This is a genomic window from Janthinobacterium sp. SUN120 (assembly GCF_030397735.1).
Lineage (GTDB): Bacteria > Pseudomonadota > Gammaproteobacteria > Burkholderiales > Burkholderiaceae_D > Janthinobacterium > Janthinobacterium kumbetense.
The window spans coordinates 1,299,817-1,324,734 of the sequence record NZ_JAPUBW010000002.1 but is presented as its reverse complement, the minus strand read 5'-3'; the positions used below and the strand labels follow the sequence as shown (position 1 = coordinate 1,324,734).

The window sequence follows — 24,918 nt, the reverse complement described above, 5'->3', positions numbered from 1 at the left end:
GTTGCAGCAGTTCAGCTGGTGCCGAATTCATTAGCGCAAACGACCGTTTGTGCCGATGAATAATTCGCCTGGCCTATCCCTGTGGTGGGTCGGACGGGTTTAAATCTTGTAGCTTAAATTTCTCATCTCAGATGAAGGAGAGACAAATGGCAACAGCCGCTAAGAAATCAGAAGTAAAGAAACCAGCCGCCAAGGCTGCTCCTGCCGCGAAGAAGCCGGCAGCCGCAGCGAAGACGGTTGCCGCTAAACCAGCTGCCAAAGCCGCAGCAAAACCAGCCGCCAAACCAGTCGCCAAAGCCGCAGCCAAGCCTGCAGCAAAAGTGGCTGCCAAGCCAGTAGCGAAAGCCGCAGCGAAACCAGCGGCCAAGGCAGCAGCAAAACCGGCCGCCAAGCCGGCAGCGAAAGCCGCAGCGAAACCTGCAGCCAAGGCAGCAGCCAAGCCAGTCGCGAAAAAAGCCGCAGCCAAACCGGCCGCCAAGCCAGCAGCAAAAGCCGCAGCAAAACCAGCGGCCAAGGCAGCAGCCAAGCCAGCGGTGAAAAAAGCTGCAGCGAAACCTGTAGCCAAGGCAGCAGCCAAGCCAGCAGCGAAAAAAGTCGTCGCCAAGGCAGCAGCGAAGCCGGCCGCCAAAGCAGCAGCGAAACCTGCAGCAAAAGTGGCTGCCAAGCCAGTAGCGAAAGCCGCAGCGAAACCAGCGGCCAAGCCAGCAGCAAAAGCAGCAGCCAAGCCAGCAGTGAAAAAAGCGGCAGCGAAACCTGCAGCCAAGGCAGCAGCGAAACCGGCCGCCAAGGCGGCAGCCAAGCCAGCAGCGAAAAAAGTCGTCGCCAAGGCAGCAGCCAAGCCGGCCGCCAAAGCCGCAGCCAAGCCAGCGGCCAAAGCAGCAGCCAAGCCAGCAGCCAAGGCAGTAGCGAAGCCAGCAGCAAAAGCTGCAGCCAAGCCAGCGGCCAAGGTAGCAGCGAAGCCAGCAGCGAAAGCGGCAGCCAAGCCAGCGGCCAAGGTGGCAGCGAAGCCAGCAGCCAAGGTAGCAGCCAAGCCAGCAGCGAAAGTCGCAGCCAAGCCGGCAGCCAAAGCAGCAGCGAAACCTGCCGCCAAGGTCGCAGCAAAACCTGCAGCCAAGCCAGCAGCCAAGGTAGCAGCGAAGCCAGCAGCAAAAGCTGCAGCCAAGCCAGTCGCCAAGCCGGCAGCGAAAGCCGCAGCGAAACCTGCCGCCAAGCCAGCTGCAGCGCCAGTCGTGGCAGCCGCACCAGCCGCAGCGCCGGCAGCAGCTCCAGCGGCACCAGCCGCCGTGGCAGCCAAGCCAGCAGCCAAGAAGGCCGCGCCTAAAAAGGCCGCACCGAAGAAGGCAGCTCCTGTCGCCAAGCCATCGGCGCCTATCGCACCTGTAGCAAAAACCGTGTTGGCACCGGCTGCAGCCTGGCCATTCCCAACCAGCACCCGCCCATCGTAATTCCTGCGATACGGGTGCCTGGATGAGGCAACACGCCGCTGTGTGACTCAATCACACAGCGGTTTTTTTTTGGAGAATTAGTCGTGCTGATCGTTATCCTTACATTGATCGTTGATACCATCGCCACCTTGCTGGGCGGCGTGTTGCTGCTGCGCTTCTGGATGCAGGCGGTGCGCGTGCGGCCGCCCTCGTCGGTGGCGCAATTCACGTTTCAATTGTCCGACTGGCTGGTGCGTCCCCTGCGCCGCGTGGTGCCGGGCGTGGGCGGGTATGACTGGGCCAGCCTGATCGGCGCCTTCCTGATCGTGCTGCTGGCCAGCTCGGTGCTGTTTATTTCCGGCTATCCCGTCGAGGTGGTACTGCTCAAGTCGCTGCAACGCTTCCTGCAATGGATACTCTACGGTTTCATGGCCTTGCTGATCATCGAAGCCATCTTCAGCTGGGTCAACCCGCATGCGCCGCTGGCGCCGTTCGTACGGGCCCTGAACGAGCCGCTGCTGCGTCCGATCCGCAAGGTCGTGCCGCTGGTCGGCAGCCTGGACCTGTCTTTGCTTGTGGCGTTGATCTTGCTGCAGATTGCGCAAGTGCTGGTGGGAATGATTATTGTATTGAGGTAAAACGAGGAGGTCGGCCTGGCGCTAGCGCACAAGCCGACCGGACTACATATTAATAGCGGTAACCGAACGCCGCTTCGAACTGGTCGGCGATGCTTTCCGGCGTAAATACGTGGTTTTGCGCGCCCTGGGTGGCGATCTTGATGGCGCCCAGCAGGCTGGCCAGGCGGCCGCTGGTTTCCCAGCCCAGGTCGTTGGTGATGCCGAACAGCAAGCCAGCACGGTAGGCGTCGCCGCAACCGGTCGGATCCAGCACTTCCTTGGCGGCCACGACAGGAATGTCGATGCGCTTGCCATCTGTATAGATTTCCGACCCTTTTTCGCCGCGCGTGACGATCAGCGCCTCCAGGCGGCTGGCGATGTCCGGCAGGGTCAGGCCCGTGCGTTCCATCAACATCTCCATTTCATAGTCGTTGGCCGACACATACGTGGCTTTGTTGATGAAGTCGATCAACTGTTCGCCATTGAAGCGTGGCAACTGCTGGCCCGGGTCGAACATGAAGGGAATGCCCAGCTCGGCCAGGTCTGCGGCGTGCTTGAGCATGCCCTGGTCGCCATCCGGCGAAATGATGGCCACCTTGGCCGGCCCCGCATTGGCGATCGGGTTTTCATGCGCAAACGACATGGCGCCCGGGTGGAAGGCGTTGATCTGGTTATTGTCCGCGTCGGCCGTGACGAAGCACTGCGCGTTGTAGCTGTCGGCCTTGATCAGGATGTTGGCGGTGGAAATGCCCAGCTTTTGCAGACGCTCCAGGTAGGCGGCGCTATCTTGCCCCATGACGCCGACGATGCGCGGGTCGCCGCCCAGCATTTTCAGGCTGTAGGCGATGTTGCCCGAGCAGCCGCCGAACTCCGTGCGCATGGTTGGCACGAGGAAGGAGACGTTTACCTTGTGCAACTGGTCGGCCAGCAGGGATTCGCCGAAGCGGCCGGGGAATTGCATGATGGTGTCGGTGGCAAGCGAGCCGCAGATCAGCGATGTTTTGGTCATGATAGTGTCTGTTAAGGGTAAAAGATGGCGATATGGTAGCCAGACGCCGTGAGCTGGTCTAATGCAAAGTACAGTTTGATGGCTTGTTCCGAACGCGGCGCAAACCCCGTGCTCACGTCGATCGTGGCCGGCAGGTAGTCGCGCGGCGCGATTACGCGGCGCAAGACCGGTTTGTCGTTGGCGTCGTTGAGGATCAGTTCGATGCTGGGCCAGGCTTGCACGCTGCGGCCCTGGTTGCGCAGCAGCGAGACGTAGGAAAAGGTTTGGTCCTTCAAAGTTTGCAACTCGCCTTGCTCGATGGACAGCGCCTCGATCTGCGCCGGCAAGTCGACTTGGCAGCCACTGAGCTTGCACAGCGCTACCAGGGTCGGTTTCCACTGGGGAAATTGCGCCGCCAGCGGATTGCGGAAAGTGGTCATCACTTGCAGTAATAATAATAGCAGCAGTACCACCGAGCCGAGGGCCATGGCCACGCGCAAGGCCTTGCCGCTCTGTTCGCGGCGCCGGCCCAAGGTCACAAAGGCCGGCTCGTCGTCGGCCGGCGGCTGGACGGGCTCTTGCTGCTCTTCGGCGGCATCCGGCGCAATGGGGGGGACGGGCAGCGGGTCGGCCAGCGTGGGTTCCCGGCGCGCGGGGCTGGTTGCGGCAGGCGCCGCCGGCAGGGGCTTGTCCAGGTTGACTTTTTCGGCGGCAGGCAATGTCGGGGCCACTGGGGCTGCCGCCGCTTCCAGGTTCGGTTCGCGGCGGCTATCGCGCAAATACGTGGCGAAGGCGGGGGCGTCATCGACCTGGCGGCGCTTGAACGGCGCCATTGGCTGGGGCAACGGTGGTTCGGGCAGTTCTGCCGGTGTTTCTACTGGTGTTGCTTCAGGTATCTCGAGCGGTGCGGCGGCCGGCACGTGGTTCAGCGCCTCGTCGGGCAGGGCCACGTCGAGGTCCAGCTCGATGTGCTCGCCATCGTCTGCATCGTCCTTGAGCTGCGCCGTTTCCGGCAAGATGCCGAACGGGTCGAACGAGGTATCGAAGTCGAGGGAATAAATGGGTTCGTCGTCCGTGGCGGATGGCCGGCTGTTGTCGACCGGGTAACTGGTCGACAGGGGGGCGGCAGTGCCGGGGCCGGATGTTAAAAACGGCGATGCCGCAGCTGGATCGACCAGCGCGGCATTGCCGTCAAAGACTTCCCTGCACGTGCCACAGCGCACGATGCCCCCACGTAACTTCAACTGGTCAGCAGCGACCCGAAATATCGTGTTGCAATGGGGGCATTTGGTGGCGAGGGCCATTGCTGTGCTTATGCACCTTCCGCGCGGGGCGCAGGTGCTTGCGTGCTGCCCAGGCGGCCATGCAGGGCGACCCAGCCGTCTTGCTCGGCCCATACACCCAGCTGGATGAACGGTGCGTAGGCAGCGGCCACTTCTTCCGCCTGACGTGCCAGCACGCCGGACAGGATCAGGGCGCCACCGTCGGCAACGCGGCCCGACAGCATCGGTGCCATCAGTTTCAATGGGCTCGACAGGATGTTGGCGACGACGATGTCAAACTTGGCCGTGGCGTGTGCCGAGGTGGCAAACGTGTCTGGCAAGAAATATTCGATCTCGCACTGGTTGCGTTCGGCATTGTCGCGCGCCGATTCGATCGCTTGCGGGTCGATATCGACGCCGGCCACCGTTTGCGCGCCGAGTTTCTTGGCCACCATGGCCAGGATGCCGGAACCGCAACCGTAGTCGAGCACGGTCTTGCCGGGAGCAGGGTTTGCTTCCAGCCATTCCATGCACAGGCGCGTGGTCGGGTGGCTGCCCGTGCCGAAAGCCAGGCCCGGGTCCAGTTCCAGGATCAGGCCGTCAGGATCCGGTGCCTCGTGCCAGCTGGGCACGACCCAGATATTCTTGCCGATGTGAATCGGTGCGAATTGCGACTGGGTCAGGCGCACCCAGTCCTGCTCTTCCACGGGGCGCATGGTAAAGGCAGGTACGTCCGTCATGCCGACTGCCTGGGCGGCGGCGGCCACGATGGCGGCCTGGTCGGCGTCGACGTCCGTCAGCGCCACCACGCGGCTGCGTTCCCACGCCGCTTCCTTCGGTTCCATGCCGGGCTCGCCAAACAAGGGCTGCTCGGCATCCGTGCCTTCATCGGCGTCTTCCACCGAGACCGACAGGGCGCCCGCTTCCATCAACGCGTCGGACATGGCCTCGGCGTTGTCACGGGCGATTTCGATGACGATTTCCGTCCAGCTCATGCGCCCGCCTTGATTTCGGATTTCTTGGCGATGCTGGGGCTGCCGCTATTCAGGTTCTTGCCCAGGTCCGGCATGTCGGCCAGTTTCTGTTCCAGATAGTGAATGTTGGTGCCGCCTTCGATGAAGCGCGCGTCGATCATCAGTTCGCGGTGCAGGGCGATATTCGTGTTGATGCCTTCGACCACCATTTCGGACAGGGCGATCTGCATGCGGCGGATCGCTTGCTCGCGCGTGGCGCCGTAAGCGATCACTTTGCCGATCATCGAGTCGTAGTGCGGCGGCACGTAATAGCCGGCGTAGGCGTGCGAGTCGACGCGGATGCCGGGGCCGCCCGGTGCATGCCACGAGACGATCTTGCCTGGCGATGGCGTGAACTTGAACGGATCTTCGGCGTTGATGCGGCACTCGATGGCGTGGCCCGACAGCAGGACGTCGCGCTGGCGGAAACGCAGTTTTTCGCCGGCGGCGATGCGGATCTGCTCTTGCACGATGTCGATGCCGGTGATCATCTCGGTGACCGGATGTTCCACTTGCACACGGGTATTCATTTCAATGAAATAGAACTCGCCGTTTTCGTACAGGAATTCGAACGTGCCGGCGCCGCGGTAGCCGATCTTGCGGCAAGCTTCGGCGCAACGGTCGCCAATTTTCTCGATCAGCTTGCGCGGGATGCCCGGCGCTGGTGCCTCTTCGATCACCTTCTGGTGGCGGCGCTGCATGGAGCAGTCGCGCTCGCCCAGCCAGACGGCGTTCTTGTGTTCGTCGGCGAGGATCTGGATTTCCACGTGGCGCGGATTTTCCAGGTACTTCTCCATATACACTTCAGGATTGCCGAAGGCCGTGCCGGCTTCCGTCTTGGTCATCGCCACGGCGTTGATCAGGGCCGCTTCCGTGTGCACCACGCGCATGCCGCGTCCGCCACCGCCACCGGCGGCCTTGATGATGACCGGGTAGCCGATCTTGCGGGCAATTTGCACGATCGCTTTCGGATCGTCCGGCAACGCGCCTTCCGAGCCGGGGACGCACGGTACGCCAGCCTTGATCATGGTTTGTTTGGCCGACACTTTGTCGCCCATCAAGCGGATCGATTCCGAGCGGGGGCCGATGAAGACGAAGCCCGATTTCTCGACGCGTTCGGCAAAGTCGGCATTTTCCGACAGGAAGCCATAGCCTGGGTGAATCGCTTGCGCATCCGTCACTTCAGCGGCGCTGATGATGGCGGGCATGTTCAGGTAGCTCAGCGACGACTGGGCCGGGCCGATACAAACGGATTCGTCGGCCAGCTTGACGTATTTCGCGTCCTTGTCGGCTTCGGAGTGGACTACAACCGTTTTAATGCCCATTTCGCGGCAGGCGCGCTGAATACGGAGGGCAATTTCACCACGGTTGGCAATCAGGATTTTTTCAAACATGGTAGGTTCGCGTATGTCTGTGAGAGCCGGCGAGCCGGCGAAACAACAAGTGTGAGGGGCTAAAACTGCAAACGGCCGTTGCCGGCCGTGTGGACTGGGTTTTAGCCGATCACAAACAAGGGTTGACCGAATTCGACCGGTTGGCCGTTTTCGACCAGGATCTGGGTCACGACACCGGCTTTATCGGAGTCGATTTCATTCAGGAGCTTCATCGCTTCGATGATGCACAGGGTATCACCTTCCTTGACGGTCGAGCCCACTTCAACATAGGCGGCGCTGCCAGGAGCGGAGGAACGGTAGAAGGTGCCGACCATCGGCGACTTGACCACATAGCCCGTTGGCTCGGCGGCGACCACGACGGCGGCTGCCGCAGCGGGAGCGGCGGCTGGCGCGGCTGGCTGGTATTGGGCTGGCATGCCTTGCGGCTGCATCATGACCATCTGGTTTTGCGGCATGGCCGACGATTTGACGATGCGAACCTTGCTTTCGCCTTCGGTAACTTCCAGCTCTGCGATATCCGATTCGGCGACCAGGTCGATCAAGGTCTTGAGTTTTCGTAGATCCATGTAAAACCCCTAGGAATGTAGTTTGTTTTATGAGTGATGCGGTGATGTCCAAGAACCTATCGCCGCGCTAAATGCGTGCAGATCGCGTAGATTAACGTTTTTTAAGCGCAAAGTCGATGGCAAACCGATATCCATCGATACCCAGGCCGCAGATCGTCCCCTGCGCGATCGCGCTGAGAAATGAGTGATGTCGAAACGTTTCGCGTTGATAAATATTCGAGATATGGACTTCCACGAACGGGATGGCGACCCCGGCCAGCGCATCGCGCAAGGCAACGCTGGTATGGGTCAGGCCGCCCGGATTGATGACGATGACATCGATCCCTTCCGCTCGCGCGGCATGGATGCGGTCGATCAGCGCGCCTTCATGGTTGCTTTGAAAGCAAACCAGGTCGGCACCGGCCGCCATGGCTTGCGCCATTGCTGCCTGCTCGATATCGGCCAAGGTGCTGGCGCCGTAGACCTCAGGCTCGCGCGTTCCCAGCAAATTCAGGTTGGGACCGTTGAGCAGAAGGAGGTTTTTTGCCATGTATGGAAGACCGTTTTAGCGAAAGTTCCGCATTTTGCCGCCAAAGATACGCATTGGCAAGAGAAAAAAGCACGCTCCGAATTTACAATTTATCCAGATCGGCGCGCAACTGATCAAATTTCAAGCGGCCCAGATAGGTCTTTTTGACTTCGCCATCGGCGCCGATCAGCACCGTAAAGGGCAAACCGCCCGTGGCATTGCCAAAATGACGCGACAGGTCGGTGCCGCTCATGCCGGACACATACACGGGATAGGCGATCTTGACCTTGTTGGCAAAAGTGGCAATATTGCTGGCCGAATCGATACCGATGCCGATCACCTGCAGGTTTTTCGTCGAATAATGGCCTTGCACTTCGGATAACTCTGGCATTTCTTCCACGCAAGGCGGGCACCACGGCGCCCAGAAATTCACCAGCAGGTTTTTTCCTTTCCATTGCGATAACGCCTGCGTGACGCCCGCCGCGTCCGGCAGGGACAGCGCATACAGTTCGTTGACGGGACCCGTCGCGCCTGGCGCGATGGCGGTCGTCTGCGGTCCCGCTTCTTTCCCCGCTTCTTTCGCTTTTTCCTTGCTCAAACCGACGTAAGCACCCATGCCGCCGAACATCAGCGCCACGATGGCGCAGGCGATCCAATTCTTTTTTGTCATAACTTTATCTATATCAATGTTAGTCGGCAGCCGGTACGCCGTCGGCGAGGCTGGCGGCCAGCAGGCTGCGCAACCCGGCGATGTCGGTGCGCAGCACTTTTCCATCCGCCTTGGCTTTCAGCGCGCCGCGCATATCGTCGAGCTCATACATGGCCGCGTGCACGCCTTCGTTTTTCCACAAGAAACTGGCTGTCTCGACCGCATCATAACGCTCTCCCTTGAAATGCGGGCTTTCCGACATGTCGAGCACGACATTTTTATTCAGCAGGAAGATGTGGATGTCCTTGGCGCTCTCGGCAAACAGCTGCAAATAGATCTCGTCGTGGGGGCCGGCCGTGCCATTGAGCACGGGGCCGCTGAGCAGGGGATGAAATTGTTGCAACGCTTCCATCACCTGCAGCGCAATCGTGCGCAGCTGGAACAATCGCGCCGGCTGGCTGTCGGCCAGGAACAGGGCATTGTATTGCCGCACCTGTTCTTCGATCATGTCGTTGTCCGGCAAGATATTGGGGCGGTTCGGCGCTTCGCCCAGGACTTGCCGCGCCGCCTTGCGCTTGGCGCTGCCATAGTCGGCGCCATCCTGCGCCACGAGGCGCGCGGCAGCGGCGGCGATTTCCAGGCGCAACTGCGCGCTATCGTCAAATGCATCGTTCGTCATGAACGAGATGATACTCCGAAGCGGAAAAAGTCATGGCGTCAGGTAAAATCCTGCACTTGCTGTTTTTTATCTCACCGTCTTACTTACTTAAGCGTGCACCTTTCGCACTGATCACATGCATATTCATATTCTCGGCATTTGCGGTACCTTCATGGGCGGCCTGGCTGTCCTGGCCAAGGAAGCCGGCCATAAAGTCACTGGTTGCGATGCCAACGTGTATCCGCCGATGAGCACCCAGCTGGAATCGCAGGGAATCGAACTGATCCAGGGCTTTGATCCGGAACAAACCAAGCTGAACCCGGATTTGTATGTGATTGGCAATGTGGTCTCGCGCGGCAACCCGCTGGTGGAAGAAATCCTCAACCGCAGCCTGCCGTATGTGTCCGGCCCCCAGTGGATAGGCGAACACATCTTGCGCAACAAGTGGGTGCTGGCCGTGGCCGGCACGCATGGCAAGACGACAACGTCGGCCATGCTGGCCTGGATACTCGAAGACGCGGGCTACGCGCCGGGCTTCCTGATCGGCGGCGTGCCGATGAACTTTGGCATTTCCGCCCGCCTCAGCGGCAAGATCGACGGCAAAAGCGCCGATTCGGACTTCTTCGTCATCGAAGCCGATGAATACGACACGGCTTTCTTCGACAAGCGCAGCAAGTTCGTGCATTACCACGCGAAGACGGCCATCATGAATAACCTGGAATATGATCACGCCGACATCTTCCCCGATCTGCACGCGATCGAGACGCAATTCCACCATCTGGTACGCACCGTGCCCGGCATCGGCCGCCTCGTGTTCAACGGCGACGAAGCGTCGCTGCAGCGCGTGCTGGCGCGCGGTTGCTGGAGCGAAAAAGAAAGTTTTGGTCAAGATGCCAACTGGCAACTGCAAGAGCAGGCCGATGGCAGCTTCGACGTGTACTTCAATGGCCAGCAGGAAGGCCATGTGGCGTGGGCGCTCACGGGCAAGCATAACCGCAGCAATGCGCTGGCGGCCATCGCCGCCGCGCGCCACGTGGGTGTGCCGATTGCCCAGGCGTGCGCCTCGCTGGCCACGTTCGAGAGCGTCAAGCGGCGCATGGAAGTGCGCGGCGTGGTCAACGGCATTACCGTGTACGACGATTTCGCGCATCACCCGACGGCCATTGCCACCACCGTGGGCGGCCTGCGCCAAAAAATGAGCCAAACCATCGGCAGCAGCGGCCGCATCCTGGCCGTGCTGGAACCGCGTTCGAACACCATGAAGCTGGGCGCCATGAAAGATGCGCTGCCCGGCAGCCTGAAGGATGCCGACCTGGTCTTCGGTTTCGGCAGCCATGCCGCGCTGGGCTGGAGCCTGGGCGACGCGCTGGCGCCGCTGGGCCAGATTGCCAGCGCCTATGAAGACATCGATACCCTGGTGGCGGCCGTGGCCGCCAGCGCCCGTCCCGGCGACCAGATCGTGGTCATGAGCAACGGCGGCTTTGGCGGCGTGCACCAGAAGTTGCTGGAGGCGCTGGGCCGATGATTCTGTACCTGCATGGATTTCGCTCGTCGCCCCTGTCGATGAAGTCGCGCCTGCTGGCCGCGCAGATGCAGGCGCTGGGCCGCGAAGCAGAATGGCTGTGCCCGCAGTTGCCAGCCTCGCCCAAGCTGGCCATCGAGCTGGCCTTGTCGCTGGTCAAGGAGGTGGCGCCGGCCGACCTGACGATTATCGGCTCCTCGCTGGGTGGCTATTACGCCACCTGGCTGGCCGAACAGCTCGGTTGCCGCGCCGTGCTGCTCAATCCGGCGATTGTTCCCCTGATTGACCTGGAACAACATGTGGGCGTGACGACCGAATTCCATTCGGACAAGCCATTCGAGTTCAAGCGCGAATACATCGATGAGCTGCGCACGTTTGCTGTAGAGAAAATTACGCAGCCGCAACGCTATTTCCTGATTGCCGCCACCGGTGATGAAGTGCTCGACTACCGCGACATGGTGGCGCATTATCAGGGGGCGCAGCAGTGCGTCATCGATGGCAGCGACCATGGCATCAGCGAATTTGCCGCATACCTGGCGCCCGTGCTGGCCTTTTGCGGCATTGACGCGGACTCTGCCCGGTGAGGCCGGGTTCGCTGCGCCAGGCGCAATGGCATGCGCACGTGAATGCCGTCCATGCGCCGCCGGCCTTGCGCCACTGGCTGACGGGCGGCGGTTCGCTGACGGCCAAGCTGAAAGCGCATAGCAGCGCGTTCCGCGTGCAATGTTTGCATCAGGAAACATCGCGCTGTTTGACCGACGAGGCCGCCATCATCGGTTTGCACCGTGCGGGCCGGGTGTGGGAACGCGAAGTGCTGTTGCGTTGTGATAACAAACCGGCCGTGTTTGGCCATACCGTCGTGCCCATGCAGGCGACGGCCACGGACTGGCCCTTGTTTTCCGCGCTGGGCGAGCGTTCGCTGGGTACGACCCTGTTTGGCGACCGCATGGTACGGCGCGGTGAACTGGAATTTGCCCGCTTGCGCGCCGGGCACCCGCTGGTGCAGCGGGCGCAGGCGGCGCTGGCAGGGGAAGGGCAGCGCGTCGATGACAAGTCGCTGTTTTTTGCCCGCCGCTGCCTGTACCAGCGTCACCAGGGATTGCTGCTGGTAACCGAAGTATTTTTGCCGGCGGTGCTGGAGTTGACGTCCGTCACTCGCACCGTTGCAACCGACACATTAATAAACAAAGCATAACAATGAATCTATTTTTTGAAGAATCCGGCGATTTCAAGGTCGGCACGGTCCTGTCGCAAGCGGGTGAAGCGTACCAGGTCGAAATGGCCAGCGGCAAGCGCACCAAGGTCAAGGTCAAGGATGTGCTGCTGCAGTATGAAAAACCGTCCCCGGCCGAGTTGCTGGAGCAAGCCAAGACTGTTGCTGCCGAGATCGACCTTGATTTCCTGTGGGAAGTGGCGGGCGAAGACGAGTTCGGATTTGCCGAGCTGGGCGCCGAGTATTTCGGTCACGCACCATTGCCGCCGGAAGCTGCCGGCCTGATCCTGGCCCTGCATTCGGCGCCCGTGTATTTCTACAAGAAGGGCCGTGGCCGCTACAAGGCGGCGCCGGAAGCGTCCCTGAAGGCGGCCCTGGCCGGCATCGAAAAGAAAAAGCAGCAGGCGCTGGTGCAGGCAAGCTATGTGGAAGAGCTGAAACAGAACCGTTTGCCTGCCTCGATGCAGCCGATGGTGCTGCAACTGCTGTTCAAGCCGGACAAGAACACGATCGAATACAAGGCGCTGGAAGCGGCGTGCACGGAATTGCACACGACGCCGCCGCGCCTGATGCTGGCCGTCGGTGGCATTGCTTCGCCGAAAGACTTGCACCTGTCGAAATTTCTCTTCGAGAATTTCCCGAAAGGCGCCGGCTTCCCGAGCGTACCCGTGCCATCCGTGACGGCCAAGCTGCCGCTGGCCGACGTGGCCGCCTTCTCGATCGACGACGTGACCACCACCGAGATCGACGATGCCTTCTCCGTGCAACCGTTGCCGGATGGTACCGTGAAAGTGGGTATTCACATCGCCGCGCCGGGCCTGGGCATCCGCCCGGAAGACGTGATCGACAAGATGGCGCGCCAGCGCATGTCGACCGTCTACATGCCGGGCGACAAGATCACCATGCTGCCGGACGAAATCGTGAATGCTTTCACGCTCGCGGAAGGCACGACGTGCCCGGCGCTGTCGCTGTACGCCACGCTGGACCCGAAAGCGGACTGGGCAGTTGTCAGCACGCACACGCGCGCGGAACTGGTGCCGATCGCCAGCAATTTGCGCCATAACCAGCTGGACGACCTGGTCAACGAGGAAACCCTGGCCAGCGGTGAAGGCGAGTATCCGCACAAGGCCGATTTTGCCGTGTTGTGGCAGTGGGCGCAGCAGCTGGAACAGGGCCGCATGAAGAAACGCGAAGCGTTTGGCTTGAAGCCGGAACAGAATAACCGCGTCGATTTCAATTTCTATGTGGAAAATGACATCGTCACCGTGGCGCGCCGCAAGCGTGGCGCGCCGCTGGACAAGATCGTCGCCGAATTGATGATTTTTGCCAACAGTACCTGGGGCAAGATGCTGCACGACCATGGCGTGCCGGGCATCTACCGCAGCCAGGGCGGCGGCAGCGGCAATAGCTGGGCGGCAAAGATGCAGGTGCGCATGGTTACCCATGCGGCGCCGCACCAGGGCCTGGGCGTGGATCAGTACGCGTGGAGCACCTCGCCCTTGCGCCGCTACACGGACCTGGTGAACCAGTGGCAAATCATCGCTTGCGCCGAGCATGGCGTGACGGCCCCGCTGGTGGCGCCGTTCAAGCCGCGCGACGCGAATTTGTTCGCCATCGTCTCCGCCTTCGACGCCGCATATGCCGCGTATGGCGATTTCCAGTCGAACATGGAACGCTACTGGTGCTTGCGCTGGCTGCACCAGGAAAACGCGCGCCAGGTCGATGCCGTCGTCTTGAAGGATGAAATCCTGCGCCTGGTCGACATTCCGCTGGTCATCAAGCTGCCGGGCATGCCATCGGTGGCGCGCGGCGCCCAGGTGAAACTGGACTTGCTGCGCTGGGATGAAGTCGACCTGAGCATCGAAGCGCGCCTGCTGGAAATCGCCGCCGTGCCGGACGCGGCGGCCGACGACGCCGAGCTGGACTACGAGGAAGATGCGGGCGACGAAGGCGCAGACGAGGGCGATGTGGCGCCGGAAGCATCGCCGGAAGCGGCCAACCAGGTCAGCGACGCCGAGGCGGAAGTGGCGGAACTGGCCAGCGAAGACGTGGTCAGCGAACCCGGGGTCAAGTAAGGCGTCCGTCAGGCCATCAGGCGGTGCTGAAAACTGTTGCCGGCACCGCCCTTTGACGTAGAATTCAGCCATCTTGTATCTTGTGCTTGTTGCGAACTGGGTTGCGCGTGAAGTCTTTCCGAGAGAATCGTTTCCTGATGATAGCCGTGGCGGTCTCGCTGCTGGCGCACGGCGCCTTGCTGGCGATGCATTTTGTCGCCCCGCCGCCGCAGCGGGCCGTGGCCACCGATCCCGGCCTGGAAGTGATCCTGGTCAATGCCAAGCATGCGAACAAGCCGCTGAAGGCCGAGGCGCTGGCGCAAGCCAACCTCGACGGTGGTGGACAGGCCGACAAGGGGCGCGCCAAGTCGCCCTTGCCCGACATGCGCAAGGTGGAAGAGGGTGACAGCGTCAAGGCCAGCGCCCGGCGCATTGCCGAACTGGAACAAAAACAGCAGGAATTGCTGACGCAGGCGGCCAAGCCGACGCCTTACAGCGCCGCGCCCGTCACGGAAAAGGACAAGCCCAATCCCCTGGCCAGCGGTTCGGACTTGATGGAAAGCAGCAAGGCCATCGCCCGCATGGCGGCCGAGATCAGCCAGACCGTGGAAGACCAGAATAAACGTCCGCGCAAGACTTTTATTACGCCCAGCACGCAGGAAGTCGGCTATGCCATGTATTACAAGACCCTGCAAAAGCGCATCGAGGAAATCGGCACCCTGAATTTCCCGCAAAAGAATGGCCGCAAGATGTATGGCGAACTGGTCGTCTATATCCCCATCTTCCAGGACGGCACGATTTACCAGAAGGAAGGCGGCGCCCGCGTGGAAAAAAGCTCGGGCAACCCGGCGCTCGATGCGGCGGCCCTGGCCATCGTGCGCCGTGCGGCGCCGTATGGCCGTTTTCCACCGAATATGTTGTCGAGTGACAAGGATGACCTGTGGGTCGTCATCACCCGCTTCAAATTTACGCGCGAAGAAAAAATGGAAGCTAACCTGACTGGCGGCAGCAATTGAGCAAGCAAAACATTCATCCCGATCAATATTGCGTCTTCGGCAATCCTATCGCCCACAGCAAGTCCCCTTTGATCCACGCCGCGTTTGCCTTGCAGACAGGGCAAGCCATGGTCTACGATCGCCGGCTGGCGCCGCTCGACGGTTTTGCGCTGGCGGCCCGTACGTTTGCCGCCGAGGGCGGCAAGGGCGCGAACGTGACGGTGCCCTTTAAACTGGACGCGTGCGCGCTGGCCACCGAGCTGACGCCGCGTGCGCAAGCGGCCGGCGCCGTCAATACCCTGCGTTTCGATAATGAAACCATTCTTGGCGACAATACCGATGGCGCGGGCCTGGTGGCGGACATTGTGCGCAACGCGGGCGTGAGCGTCGCGGGCAAGCGTATCCTGCTGCTGGGCGCCGGCGGCGCGGCGCGCGGCGTCGTACTGCCCTTGCTGGAGCAGGGGCCGCAGGAAATGTTCATTGCCAACCGCACCGTGGCCACGGCCGAGGCGCTGGTGGCGCAGTTTGCCGATGCGCTGGCGCACCCCGGGCAGCTGCGCGCCGGCAGCTTCGCGCAGCCCGATGGCCAGTTCGATATCGTCATCAATGCCACCTCGGCCAGCCTGGCGGGCGACTTGCCGCCCGTGCCGCCGGGTATTTTCGGCCGCCACACCCTGGCGCTGGACATGATGTACGGCGCCCAGCCCACCGTCTTCATGGACTTTGCCGCCCAGCATGGCGCGCAGGTGCGCGACGGCCTGGGCATGCTGGTGGAGCAGGCGGCCGAAGCGTTTTACGTGTGGCGCGGCGTGCGGCCGCAGACGCAGGATTTGCTGGCGCAATTGCGCAGTGCCCTGTGAGCGCCGGCAAGAAGGGCGCGCGCCGCAGCGGCAGCCGCTACGGCTGGATCAAGTGGCTGTTCATCCTGCCCGTGCTGGCGTTTATCGTCGTGCAACTGTATTTCTTCCTGCAAATCTGGTGGTGGGTCGACCATAACCCGTCCAGCACGGCTTTCATGCGCGAACAGTTGTCTGTCTTACAGGACAAGAATCCCAATGCCACCATCCAGCAGACGTGGGTGCCGTACAACCGCATTTCGAACAACCTGAAACGGGCCATCATCGCCTCGGAAGACGCGAATTTTTCCGAGCATGAAGGCGTGGACTGGGAAGCCTTGCAAAAGGCATATGAAAAAAATAGCAAGAAGCAGAAGGTCGTGGCGGGCGGCTCCACCATCACGCAGCAACTGGCGAAGAATCTGTTCCTGTCCGGCTCGCGCAGCTATGTGCGTAAGGGCCAGGAACTGATCATCACGTACATGCTGGAAAGCCTGATGGAGAAGCAGCGCATTTTCGAGATCTATTTGAATGTGGTGGAGTTTGGCACGGGCATCTTTGGCGCCGAAGCGGCCGGACGCCACTATTACCGGGTCAGCGCGGCGGGTCTGAGCGCCGGACAGGCGGCAAAACTGGCCGTGATGCTGCCGAATCCCCGCTATTATGACCGTCACCGCGATACGGGCTACCTGAACCGGCGTACCAGTGTCATCCTGCGCCGCATGGGGGCGGCGGAATTGCCTTGAGGAAAGTGGAATTTCTTTTCATAAAATCAAGGATGCCTGATTGGCATTATTGCGGCGCAGCATCTTAATCGGCCCGGTTGGTGCAACGCCGCACTTTTTCCGTGAAAAAGCGGTGCCGGGGGTGGTCGTGAAAAGGCCTTTGCGGGTACACTTGCGCTGTTTTCATTTTTGGCGCCAGCGCCAGCACATCACGATAACCCAACATCCGGCTGAGAGCGCGCATGATCAATGTCTTTGTATTACAGAATGGCCGGCTCAACCAGGTGCCGATCGACAGCCGCGCAGACCTCGAAAATGCCGAACCGGTGTGGGTCGACCTGACCGACCCCACCGATGATGAACGGGCCTGGGTCAAGGCCATCTACAACGTCACCCTGCCGGGCGAAGACGAAGTCAAGGATATTGAAGCGTCGGCCCGCTATTACGAAGCGGAAAACGGCGACTTGCATCTGCGCACGGACTTCCTGCGCGAAGAGGACGACGGTCCCTCGCGCGTCATCACGGTAGCCTTCATTCTTGCCCGCAAGATCCTGTTTTCCATGCATACGGACGACTTGCCCGTGTTCCGCCTGGTGCGCATGCGCGCCCGTTCGCGGCCAGGCTCGATTGCCGACTACATGGACGTGCTGCTCGACCTGTACGCCACCGATGCCGAATACTCGGCCGACGTGCTCGAAGGTATCTACCAGAACCTGGAAGAAGTCAGCACGCGCGTGCTGCAAAAGGAATTTACGGATGCGCACGCGGCCGAAGCGCTGAATGCTATTGCCCACGAGGAAGATTTGAATGGCCGCATCCGCCGCAACATGATGGATACGCGCCGCGCCGTGAGCTTTTTGATGCGCGGCCGCTTGCTCAATTCCGAGCAGTTCGAGGAAGCGCGGCAGATTTTGCGCGACATCGAATCGCTGGACGGCCACACGTCTTTCCTGTTTGATAAGATTAACTTCCTGATGGATGCCACCGTCGGTTTCATCAACATCAACCAGAACAAGATCATCAAGATCTTCTCGGTGGCCAGCGTGGCCTTCCTGCCGCCTACCCTGATCGCCAGCGTGTACGGCATGAACTTCAAGCTGATGCCGGAACTGGAATGGTCGTTCGGCTATCCGTGGGCCTGGGGCCTGATGGTTACCAGCGCCATTGCCCCCTTCCTGTACTTCCGCCACCGCGGCTGGCTGAAATAAGCCCTTGGCGCCGGGACGCGTCCGCGCCCCGGCGCTACCACCGGATCTTGTCCGGATTTCAATGCGAGCGCAGCAATTTCAAAAATCAGCGATAATCGCTGGTATTGCGTGGTATTGAATTGGTATTTGCGCGTAGCCGCTTGCCTGACGCCTGATTCTTTCCCCGTTGGCTGCCTTTGGCAGAAAAGTATCGTCATTCAGACGTTTTCTGCGTGGTAGCGTCCGCCTGTTCCACCTATGATCGTTGCGATGCCAGCCTTGGCCGGCTGGCCGCCGCATTTCCCGTCACTGTTGCCCTCTGGAGAGTCCATGCCTGATACCGCCACCATCCCAACGCGCTTTACCCACCTGATCAGCGACTGCGACGGCGTGCTGGTCGACAGCGAGGCCGTGGCCCTGCAAGCGCTGCTGGAATTGCTGGGGCCGCGCCTGCCCAACCTGCCCGAGGGCGTCACCCTGCAGGGCTTGATCGAGCCGCGCCTGGGCCAGCGCCTGGTGCCGCTGATGCAGGACATCTACAAGGAGCTGGGCTTGCCGCAATTGCCGGCCGACGAGATCATGGCCATCGGCAACGCCGTCGATGTGGCCTGCGATGCGCAGCTGCGCGCCGTGCCCGGCGTGGCGCAGGCGCTGGCCGCCATTCCCCTGCCCAAGGCCGTGGCCTCGAACAGCGTCAGCGCGCGCGTGCTGTCGTCGCTCGAGCGGACTAGCATGGCGCCGCTGTTCGACAAGCGCGTCTTCACGCCGGACTTGGTGGGTCACGCCAAGCCGCATCCGGGCCTGTACCTGGCAGCGGCGGCTGCTTTCGGCGTGCCGCCGGGCCAGTGCCTGGTGCTGGAAGACAGCGTCACGGGCGTGACGGCCGCCGTGGCGGCGGGCATGACGGTATTGGGATTCATTGGCGGCGGGCATATCGCCGCCGGCCAGGAAGCGCGCCTGAAGGCGGCTGGCGCGCATGTCGTGTTCAGCGACATGGCCAGCCTGCCGGCGCTGGTGGCCGCGGTGATGGACACCGCGGCGGTGTAACTTCAGGCGAGCTTGGCAAACACCTTGCGTGCTGCGGCGATGGTAGCGTCGATGACGGCATCGTCGTGCTGCGCCGAGACGAAGCCTGCCTCGAAGGCGGCTGGCGCGAAGTACACGCCTTCGTCCAGCATGGCGTGGAAGAAGGCGTTGAACTTGCTGCGGTCGCCCGCCATCATTTCCGCGTAGCTGGTCGGTGGGGTGGCGCTGAAATAAATGCCGAACATGCCGCCGATATAGTCGGCGCAGAAGACCACGCCCGCTTCTTTGGCGGCGGCCGTCAGGCCTTCGGCCAGGCGCTTGGCCGTGGCGCCCAGCTGCTCGTAGAAGCCAGGCTGCTGGATCAGTTTCAAGGTGGCCATGCCGGCCGCCACGGCGACGGGGTTGCCGGACAAGGTACCGGCCTGGTAGACGGCGCCCAGCGGCGCCATATGGTGCATCAGCGCCGCGCTGCCGCCGAAGGCCGCTACCGGCATGCCGCCGCCGATCACCTTGCCCAGCGCCGTGAGGTCGGGCTGGATGCCGTACAGCGCCTGCGCGCCGCCCAGGGCCACGCGCAGGCCGCACATGACTTCATCGAAAATGAGCAGGGCGCCGTGCTGCGTGCACAGTTCGCGCATCGCCTGCAGGAATGCCGGGGTGGCTTTCACCAGGTTCATGTTGCCGGCCACGGGTTCGACGATGACGCAGGCGATTTCCGCGCCGAAGCTGTCGAAGGCGTCTTTCAGCTGTTCCACGTTGTTATAGTCGAGCACCAGCGTGTGTTTCACGAAATCTTCCGGCACGCCGGCCGACGTCGGGTTGCCGAAGGTGAGCAGGCCGCTGCCCGCCTTTACCAGCAGCGAATCGGCGTGGCCGTGGTAGCAGCCTTCGAACTTGACGATCTTGTCGCGTCCCGTGGCGCCGCGCGCCAGGCGCAGGGCGCTCATGGTCGCTTCCGTGCCCGACGACACCAGGCGTACCTGCTCGATCGACGGCACCAGGCGCGTGATTTCCTCGGCCATCAGCACTTCGCCTTCGGTCGGCGCACCGAATGACAAGCCCAGTGCTGCCGCATCCTGCACCGCCTTGACTACCTCGGGGTGGGCGTGGCCGACGATGGCCGGGCCCCAGGAGCCGATGTAGTCGATATAGCGCTTGCCATCCGCGTCCCAGAAGTACGGGCCTTCGGCGCGCGTGATGAAGCGCGGCGTGCCGCCCACGGAGCGGAAGGCGCGCACGGGCGAATTGACGCCGCCTGGCGTGGTTTTTTGTGCGCGGGCAAACAGGATGTCGTTCTGTGAAGTCGTCGTCATGATAATCGTGCCTTGAAAGTGGATCGTTGTCTGTGTCGTCTGGTCAGTGTTTATTGGCCGCCGCGCGGGCGCTGCTGCCGGAACAGCCGGTTCGGCACCAGCTTGCCCATGCCGTGGCGCTGCGCGTGGGCCAGTGCGCCGGTAGTGAATTCCTGCGCCGCCACGACCACCTGCGGCACATCGTCTTCGTTTTCCGCCAGGGCCAGCAGGGCGGTGGCCGCGGCCGACAGGGTGCTGCCGGCGCCGTTGAAGATGCCGGGCAGGTGCTGCCATTCGTCGTGGCGCACCACGCCGTCCTCGCCGAACAGGGTATTGGCGCGCAGCTTGCCTTCGGCCGTGCCGGATTTGCTGGCGTCGGCCGGCATGCCGGTGACGAGCACGTATTCGCAGCCCAGGGCCACCAGATAGTCGACGTCGTTTTGCAGGGTGTCGTCCGGATCGGCGTCGCGCCAGGTCTCGGCCAGGCGTTCCAGCTCCACCGGCGAGAGCACCAGCAGGGTCGTTTGCGGGATCAAGAGCTGGCGCACGGCCGTGAGGATGTCTTCGTCGTCCATGCCCTGTTCCGGCAGCGCCGAAATGAAGGGGTCGAGGATCAGCGGTACGTTCGGATAGTCGGAGACGATTTCGGCGATGGCCGTGACGTTTTCCACGCTGCCCAGCGCGCCGATCTTGATGGCGGCCACGGACATGTCTTCCAGCAGCACGCGCGCCTGGTCGGAAACCCAGTCAGGATCGACCGCCTGCACGTCTTCCACGCGCGCCGTATCGCTGATCAGCAGGCCCGTGGTGACGGACAGTCCATGGCAGCCGAAGGCTGAAAACGTGGCCAGGTCGGCCTGGATACCGATCGCGCCGACCGGATCGGACACGCCGAAGCTTAATATGAGGGGAGAAGTTTGGTTTTGCACGGCGGGTAGATTAAGATACCTAATTCAGCATTTTACTTGATTGAAGGGTGGCAGAACGTGAGTAGCAACGAAACAACGCAGCAATTCCAAACGTGGATGTGTCTTATTTGCGGCTGGGTTTATGATGAAGCGGCCGGCCTGCCCGACGAAGACATCGCTCCGGGCACGCGTTGGGCCGATGTTCCGATGAACTGGACCTGCCCTGAATGCGGTGCGCGCAAGGATGATTTCGAGATGGTGGCGCTGTAATTGATCGCAGTCCATGGGATGCCGCTGCCGCAAGCAGGTATCGCGGCAGCCTGTGCTATGGTATGAAAGATTGTCGAATAATCACATGACGCGTCCCTTTTTGCCCGAGGCGCCGGCCGATGCCGCATGCACCGGCATCACGATACTCGTCATCGACGACAGCGCGACGATACGCAGCGCGGCCGCGAAGATCCTGGGCGAGGCCGGTTATCGCGTGGTGGTGGCGGAAAACGGCTTCGAGGCCCTGGCAAAAATTGCCGACTGCCGGCCGGCGCTGATCGTGTGCGACATTGTGATGCCGCGCCTGGACGGCTACCGCACCTGCGCGCTGATTAAGGCCAGCGCGGCGCATCACGCCACGCCGGTGCTGATGCTGTCGTCGAAGGAGGGCCTGTTCGACCGCGCGCGCGGCGCCATGGCAGGCGCCAGCGCCTGCCTGGCCAAGCCGCTGGCGCGCGAGGCGCTGCTGGAGGCCGTGCGGCTGCACCTGGCCGGGCATTTTGAGTAAGTGGTTTTATTGATTGACAACGCAGCAAGGAAGCAGATGGCCATACACACAATTCTGATCGTCGACGACTCGCCGACAGAACGCTATTACCTGAGCGAGATCCTGGTGCGTGCCGGCTACGCCGTCCTCACGGCGCAGGACGGCGCCGACGCGCTGGCGCAACTCAAGCAGGCCAGGCCCGACTTGATCCTGATGGACGTGGTGATGCCCGGTGCGAATGGCTTCCAGATCACGCGCGCCATCGCGCGCGATCCCGAACTGCAGGACGTGCCGGTGATTATCTGCTCCAGCAAGAGCCAGGAAACGGACCGCATCTGGGGCTTGCGCCAGGGCGCGCGCGATTACCTGGTCAAGCCGGTGGTCGAAGCCGAGTTGCTGGCCAAGATCGCCGCGATTTCCTGAGCATGCAGACGATGCCAGGTCATGGCGTATCCACCGCGGCTTACCCGTCCGCCGCCATGCCATCTTTCGAGACGGGTGCGCGGCAGGGGCGCTTGCGCCAGTATCAGCTGCAATTGATCGAGCGGATACAGGCCGCGCGCAGCGGCGCGCTGGCGGCGCGCAAGGAACTGGGCGTGATGCTCGGTGGCCGGCCGTGCCTGCTTGACCTGACGCAGCTTGGCGAAATCGTCATTGCCGCCGGTGTGCAGATCCAGGGTGTGCCGCTGGCGCAGGACTGGTATCTGGGCCTGGCGGCCATGCGCGGGCGTTTGACGGGGGTCGTTGACCTGGCCCGCTACATGGGCGAAGCGGCTTGCGCGCCTGGCAATCACTGCCGCATCATCACCTTTTCTCCCCGCCTGGGCCTCAATTGCGCATTGCTGGTCGAACGCGTGCTGGGTTTGCGCCAGTTGCGCGCGATGCAGCACGTGCAGGATACGGCGCAGGGCGTGCTCCCATCGTGGGCGGCACAGGCGCTGCGCGACAGCGAAGGGCAGCAGTGGCTGCGCCTGGACCTGGCGCAGCTGGCGCAGTCGGCACGCTTCCTCGATGCCGGCTTTGACTGCCTCCCTGACCACAAGGATATTTGCTGATGGGTGCCCATTCCCCGATCCTGGCGGCCGGCTTGCCCGAAGCGCAGCACGCTCCGGAAGCGCCGGCATCGACGGCCGACCTGCCGCTGCGCCTGCGCGACGCGCTGGGACGGCGCAAGTCGCTGGCCAGCGCGCCTGCCGGGGACTGGAAGCTGCCGCTGATCGGCCATTTTCCGCTGCAAAAACAATTGAGCATCCTGTCGACGGTGATGGCCCTGAGCCTGGCCGCCAGCCTGCTGTTCGTCGGGCTGAACACGCGCAGCGGGAATATTGCCTCGGCGCAGACGCAGCTGGCCAGCGATGCGCTGATGCATTCGCAGCGCATCGGCAAGGCTGCGCCGAACGCCGTGCAGGGCAATCCGGAAGCCTTCCGCCAGCTCGAGGAAAGCCGCAATGAACTGAACCAGGATTTCCGCCTGATGCTGCGTGGCGGGACGTATCACGGGCGCGATATCGGCGAGTCGCGTTCCGCCCTGTTGGCTGCGGTGGCCGACGCGCGCAAGAAGTGGGCCAGCAGCGACCGCGCGGCCAGCACCATCTTGCGCCTGAAACTGGAACTGGGCGAATTCGACAAGACCTTGCAGCAATTGAATGCGCTGTCGCCGGCGCTGCTGGCGCAGACCGAGGAAATCGCCGCGCTCAAGGTGCAGCGTGGCGGCAATGCGCGCGACCTGGCCGTCATCGGCCGCCTGATGATGTTGAGCCAGCGCATGAGCCGCAGCGCCAGCGAGTTCCTGTCGTCGGGCAGCATCAGCTCGGAAACGGCGTTCTCGCTGGGACGCGACACGACGTATTTCCGAACCGCCGTCGAAGGCTTGCTCAATGGCAGCGTGTCGCTGCAATTGGCGCCCACGCGCGACGCCGAACTGCGCGACCGGCTGGTGGCGCTGAAAGCCAGTTTCGACACTTACCAGAAGCTGGTTTCGTCGATACTCGACCGGCTCGATAAATTCAGCTCGGCGAAAAGCGCCGAACAGCTGATTTTCAACGAGAACGAAGACCTGCGCCAGCGTTTGACCCTGCTGCAGCAGATGTACCACGTGAACCAGGAAACCCTGGGCGTCGCCTTCTGGATGATGGTCGGCGGCGTGTTGCTGACCCTGATCGCGGCGGCCGGCATCGGTCGCGTGCTGCTGCAGGACTCCGTCAACCGCACGCGCGACGCCGAGCGGCGGCGCCAGGAAGCGGAAATCCAGCGCCTGCTGTCGCAGGAAAAGGAAGAGCAGGCCAAGGCCAAGAATGAGCAGAACCAGGCGGCCATCCTGCGCCTGATGAACGAATTGCAGAAGGTCGCCGACGGCGACCTGACGGTGCAGGCGACCGTCTCGGAAGACATCACGGGCGCCATCGCCGATTCCGTCAATTACACGGTCGAGGAATTGCGCGGCCTGGTGGGGCGGGTGACGGCAACGGCGGAACAGGTCAATCGCGCCTCGACGCAGGCGCAGAGCATCTCCAGCAAGCTGTTGATCGCGTCGCAGCAGCAGTCGCGCGAAATCCAGGGCGTCAGCGCCACCGTGGTCAAGATGGCCAATGCGATTACCGACGTGTCGAAATCGGCCAGTGTCTCGGCCGATGTGGCGCGCCAGTCGGTGGCGGCCGCGCAGCAGGGTTCGACGGCGGTGGAAAACGCCATCAAGGGCATGCATGAAATCCGCGAGCAGATCCAGGATACGTCCAAGCGCATCAAGCGCCTGGGCGAATCGTCGCAGGAAATCGGCGAAATCACCGAGCTCATTTCCGACATCACCGAGCAGACCAACGTACTGGCGCTGAACGCCGCCATCCAGGCGGCCTCGGCCGGCGAGGCGGGGCGCGGCTTTTCCGTCGTCGCCGAGGAAGTGCAGCGCCTGGCCGAACGCTCGGCCGCCGCCGCCAAGCAGATCGGCGCGCTGGTGCGCACCATCCAGGCCGATACCCAGGATGCGACGCGGGCGATGGAAACGTCCACGCAGGGCGTGGTCGAGGGCGCGCGCCTGTCCGACGCGGCCGGCGCAGCATTGAACGATATCAGCCAGGTGTCGAAACACCTGGCTGAACTGATCCAGGGCATCTCGTTCGCCACCGGCACGCAGGCCGGTTCGGCCAGCGGCGTGGCCTTGAATATCCAGCATATCCTGAGCGTGACGGAGCAGACCCAGGATGGCACGCAGCAAACGGCGCAATCGATCCATAAACTGTCGATGCTGGCGCAGGAACTGAAAAATTCGGTGTCGCGCTTCCGCGTCGCCGCCTGAACGCCGCGCCAGTCCAGGCGATTTCCTTACCG

The 24,918-nt window shown here is 62.3% G+C and carries 27 protein-coding genes; 15 read left to right on the top strand and 12 right to left on the bottom strand.

All coding sequences use genetic code 11. The features are described from left to right. Positions 1 to 243 precede the first annotated feature (243 nt). A complete protein-coding gene (locus O0879_RS15675) occupies positions 244 to 1,275 on the bottom strand; it encodes a hypothetical protein (protein WP_289917300.1) in 1,032 nt (343 codons plus the stop codon). Between the two features lie 253 nt (positions 1,276 to 1,528). Between O0879_RS15675 and O0879_RS15670 the strand changes: the two genes are divergently transcribed. Beyond that, entirely contained in the window at positions 1,529 to 2,062 is a 534-nt protein-coding gene (locus O0879_RS15670; protein WP_251350272.1) for a YggT family protein, read from the top strand. 49 nt (positions 2,063 to 2,111) lie between these two features. Here the strand turns inward: O0879_RS15670 and O0879_RS15665 are convergent, their stop codons facing one another. From O0879_RS15665 to O0879_RS15630, 8 genes are all read right to left on the bottom strand, one after another. Continuing rightward, positions 2,112 to 3,050, bottom strand: coding sequence for a carbohydrate kinase family protein (locus O0879_RS15665; RefSeq protein WP_099666521.1), 939 nt, complete (start codon positions 3,048 to 3,050; stop codon positions 2,112 to 2,114). A gap of 11 nt (positions 3,051 to 3,061) precedes the next feature. Then, on the bottom strand, positions 3,062 to 4,333 hold the full coding sequence (locus tag O0879_RS15660) for a DUF3426 domain-containing protein (protein WP_289917298.1): 1,272 nt from the start codon (positions 4,331 to 4,333) through the stop codon (positions 3,062 to 3,064). 8 nt (positions 4,334 to 4,341) lie between these two features. After that, complete coding sequence (gene prmA / locus O0879_RS15655) at positions 4,342 to 5,286, bottom strand: 50S ribosomal protein L11 methyltransferase (RefSeq protein WP_289917297.1); 945 nt, start codon at positions 5,284 to 5,286, stop codon at positions 4,342 to 4,344. Further along, a complete protein-coding gene (gene accC, locus O0879_RS15650) occupies positions 5,283 to 6,698 on the bottom strand; it encodes an acetyl-CoA carboxylase biotin carboxylase subunit (RefSeq protein WP_099666524.1) in 1,416 nt (471 codons plus the stop codon). Before accC ends, prmA begins: the two co-directional genes overlap by 4 nt. A gap of 101 nt (positions 6,699 to 6,799) precedes the next feature. Next, positions 6,800 to 7,264, bottom strand: a complete 465-nt coding sequence (gene accB / locus O0879_RS15645; RefSeq protein ID WP_077408497.1) for an acetyl-CoA carboxylase biotin carboxyl carrier protein — start codon at positions 7,262 to 7,264, stop codon at positions 6,800 to 6,802. A gap of 91 nt (positions 7,265 to 7,355) precedes the next feature. Then, complete coding sequence (gene aroQ / locus O0879_RS15640; RefSeq protein WP_289917296.1) at positions 7,356 to 7,793, bottom strand: type II 3-dehydroquinate dehydratase; 438 nt, start codon at positions 7,791 to 7,793, stop codon at positions 7,356 to 7,358. 82 nt (positions 7,794 to 7,875) lie between these two features. Then, positions 7,876 to 8,442: a TlpA disulfide reductase family protein gene (locus O0879_RS15635; RefSeq protein ID WP_289917295.1), complete on the bottom strand. Its 567-nt coding sequence runs from the start codon at positions 8,440 to 8,442 to the stop codon at positions 7,876 to 7,878. Between the two features lie 19 nt (positions 8,443 to 8,461). Further along, positions 8,462 to 9,100, bottom strand: coding sequence for a hypothetical protein (locus tag O0879_RS15630; protein WP_289917294.1), 639 nt, complete (start codon positions 9,098 to 9,100; stop codon positions 8,462 to 8,464). A gap of 115 nt (positions 9,101 to 9,215) precedes the next feature. On the opposite strand from O0879_RS15630, the gene mpl reads away from it, so the two are divergent. The 7 genes from mpl (at position 9,216) to mtgA (ending at position 16,445) form a co-directional block, all read left to right on the top strand. Continuing rightward, positions 9,216 to 10,604 (top strand): UDP-N-acetylmuramate:L-alanyl-gamma-D-glutamyl-meso-diaminopimelate ligase, encoded by a 1,389-nt coding sequence (gene mpl / locus O0879_RS15625; RefSeq protein WP_289917293.1) that lies wholly within the window; start codon positions 9,216 to 9,218, stop codon positions 10,602 to 10,604. Further along, positions 10,601 to 11,185 carry a YqiA/YcfP family alpha/beta fold hydrolase gene (locus O0879_RS15620; RefSeq protein WP_289903512.1) on the top strand — a complete coding sequence of 195 codons (585 nt, stop codon included), beginning with the start codon at positions 10,601 to 10,603 and terminating at the stop codon, positions 11,183 to 11,185. Before mpl ends, O0879_RS15620 begins: the two co-directional genes overlap by 4 nt. Further along, a complete protein-coding gene (locus O0879_RS15615) occupies positions 11,182 to 11,796 on the top strand; it encodes a chorismate lyase (RefSeq protein WP_289917292.1) in 615 nt (204 codons plus the stop codon). Before O0879_RS15620 ends, O0879_RS15615 begins: the two co-directional genes overlap by 4 nt. Positions 11,797 to 11,798: 2 nt before the next feature. Beyond that, positions 11,799 to 13,889, top strand: a complete 2,091-nt coding sequence (locus O0879_RS15610) for an RNB domain-containing ribonuclease (RefSeq protein ID WP_289917291.1) — start codon at positions 11,799 to 11,801, stop codon at positions 13,887 to 13,889. A 137-nt stretch (positions 13,890 to 14,026) separates the two neighbouring features. Continuing rightward, entirely contained in the window at positions 14,027 to 14,884 is an 858-nt protein-coding gene (locus O0879_RS15605; RefSeq protein ID WP_289913189.1) for a TonB family protein, read from the top strand. After that, a complete protein-coding gene (gene aroE / locus O0879_RS15600) occupies positions 14,881 to 15,723 on the top strand; it encodes a shikimate dehydrogenase (protein WP_289917290.1) in 843 nt (280 codons plus the stop codon). The genes O0879_RS15605 and aroE overlap by 4 nt, the downstream gene beginning before the upstream one ends. Next, the gene (mtgA, locus tag O0879_RS15595) at positions 15,720 to 16,445 is read left to right on the top strand and encodes a monofunctional biosynthetic peptidoglycan transglycosylase (RefSeq protein WP_251350282.1); all 726 of its coding nucleotides are present in this window, start codon (positions 15,720 to 15,722) and stop codon (positions 16,443 to 16,445) included. Before aroE ends, mtgA begins: the two co-directional genes overlap by 4 nt. A gap of 64 nt (positions 16,446 to 16,509) precedes the next feature. On the opposite strand, the gene O0879_RS15590 is transcribed toward mtgA, so the two are convergent. Next, positions 16,510 to 16,668, bottom strand: coding sequence for a hypothetical protein (locus tag O0879_RS15590; protein WP_161789554.1), 159 nt, complete (start codon positions 16,666 to 16,668; stop codon positions 16,510 to 16,512). Between O0879_RS15590 and corA the strand changes: the two genes are divergently transcribed. Both corA and O0879_RS15580 read left to right on the top strand, forming a co-directional pair. Continuing rightward, positions 16,667 to 17,632 carry a magnesium/cobalt transporter CorA gene (gene corA, locus O0879_RS15585; RefSeq protein WP_077408488.1) on the top strand — a complete coding sequence of 322 codons (966 nt, stop codon included), beginning with the start codon at positions 16,667 to 16,669 and terminating at the stop codon, positions 17,630 to 17,632. The genes O0879_RS15590 and corA overlap by 2 nt on opposite strands. 309 nt (positions 17,633 to 17,941) lie before the next feature. Then, on the top strand, positions 17,942 to 18,658 hold the full coding sequence (locus tag O0879_RS15580) for an HAD-IA family hydrolase (RefSeq protein WP_099666533.1): 717 nt from the start codon (positions 17,942 to 17,944) through the stop codon (positions 18,656 to 18,658). 2 nt (positions 18,659 to 18,660) lie between these two features. Here O0879_RS15580 and hemL read toward each other — a convergent pair whose 3' ends face one another. Further along, positions 18,661 to 19,950 (bottom strand): glutamate-1-semialdehyde 2,1-aminomutase, encoded by a 1,290-nt coding sequence (hemL, locus tag O0879_RS15575; protein ID WP_077408486.1) that lies wholly within the window; start codon positions 19,948 to 19,950, stop codon positions 18,661 to 18,663. A gap of 50 nt (positions 19,951 to 20,000) precedes the next feature. After that, positions 20,001 to 20,858: a hydroxymethylpyrimidine/phosphomethylpyrimidine kinase gene (locus tag O0879_RS15570; RefSeq protein ID WP_289900301.1), complete on the bottom strand. Its 858-nt coding sequence runs from the start codon at positions 20,856 to 20,858 to the stop codon at positions 20,001 to 20,003. Between the two features lie 96 nt (positions 20,859 to 20,954). Here O0879_RS15570 and O0879_RS15565 point away from each other — a divergent pair, with 96 nt between their 5' ends. The 5 genes from O0879_RS15565 to O0879_RS15545 all read left to right on the top strand — a co-directional run bounded on the left by O0879_RS15565 (position 20,955) and on the right by O0879_RS15545 (position 24,886). After that, the gene (locus tag O0879_RS15565; protein WP_010401308.1) at positions 20,955 to 21,107 is read left to right on the top strand and encodes a rubredoxin; all 153 of its coding nucleotides are present in this window, start codon (positions 20,955 to 20,957) and stop codon (positions 21,105 to 21,107) included. An 85-nt stretch (positions 21,108 to 21,192) separates the two neighbouring features. Beyond that, a complete protein-coding gene (locus tag O0879_RS15560; protein WP_289913196.1) occupies positions 21,193 to 21,615 on the top strand; it encodes a response regulator in 423 nt (140 codons plus the stop codon). A 36-nt stretch (positions 21,616 to 21,651) separates the two neighbouring features. After that, entirely contained in the window at positions 21,652 to 22,017 is a 366-nt protein-coding gene (locus O0879_RS15555) for a response regulator (RefSeq protein WP_077408483.1), read from the top strand. Between the two features lie 2 nt (positions 22,018 to 22,019). Beyond that, complete coding sequence (locus tag O0879_RS15550; RefSeq protein ID WP_289917285.1) at positions 22,020 to 22,649, top strand: chemotaxis protein CheW; 630 nt, start codon at positions 22,020 to 22,022, stop codon at positions 22,647 to 22,649. After that, a complete protein-coding gene (locus tag O0879_RS15545) occupies positions 22,649 to 24,886 on the top strand; it encodes a methyl-accepting chemotaxis protein (protein ID WP_099666538.1) in 2,238 nt (745 codons plus the stop codon). Before O0879_RS15550 ends, O0879_RS15545 begins: the two co-directional genes overlap by 1 nt. The last annotated feature ends 32 nt before the right edge of the window (positions 24,887 to 24,918 follow it).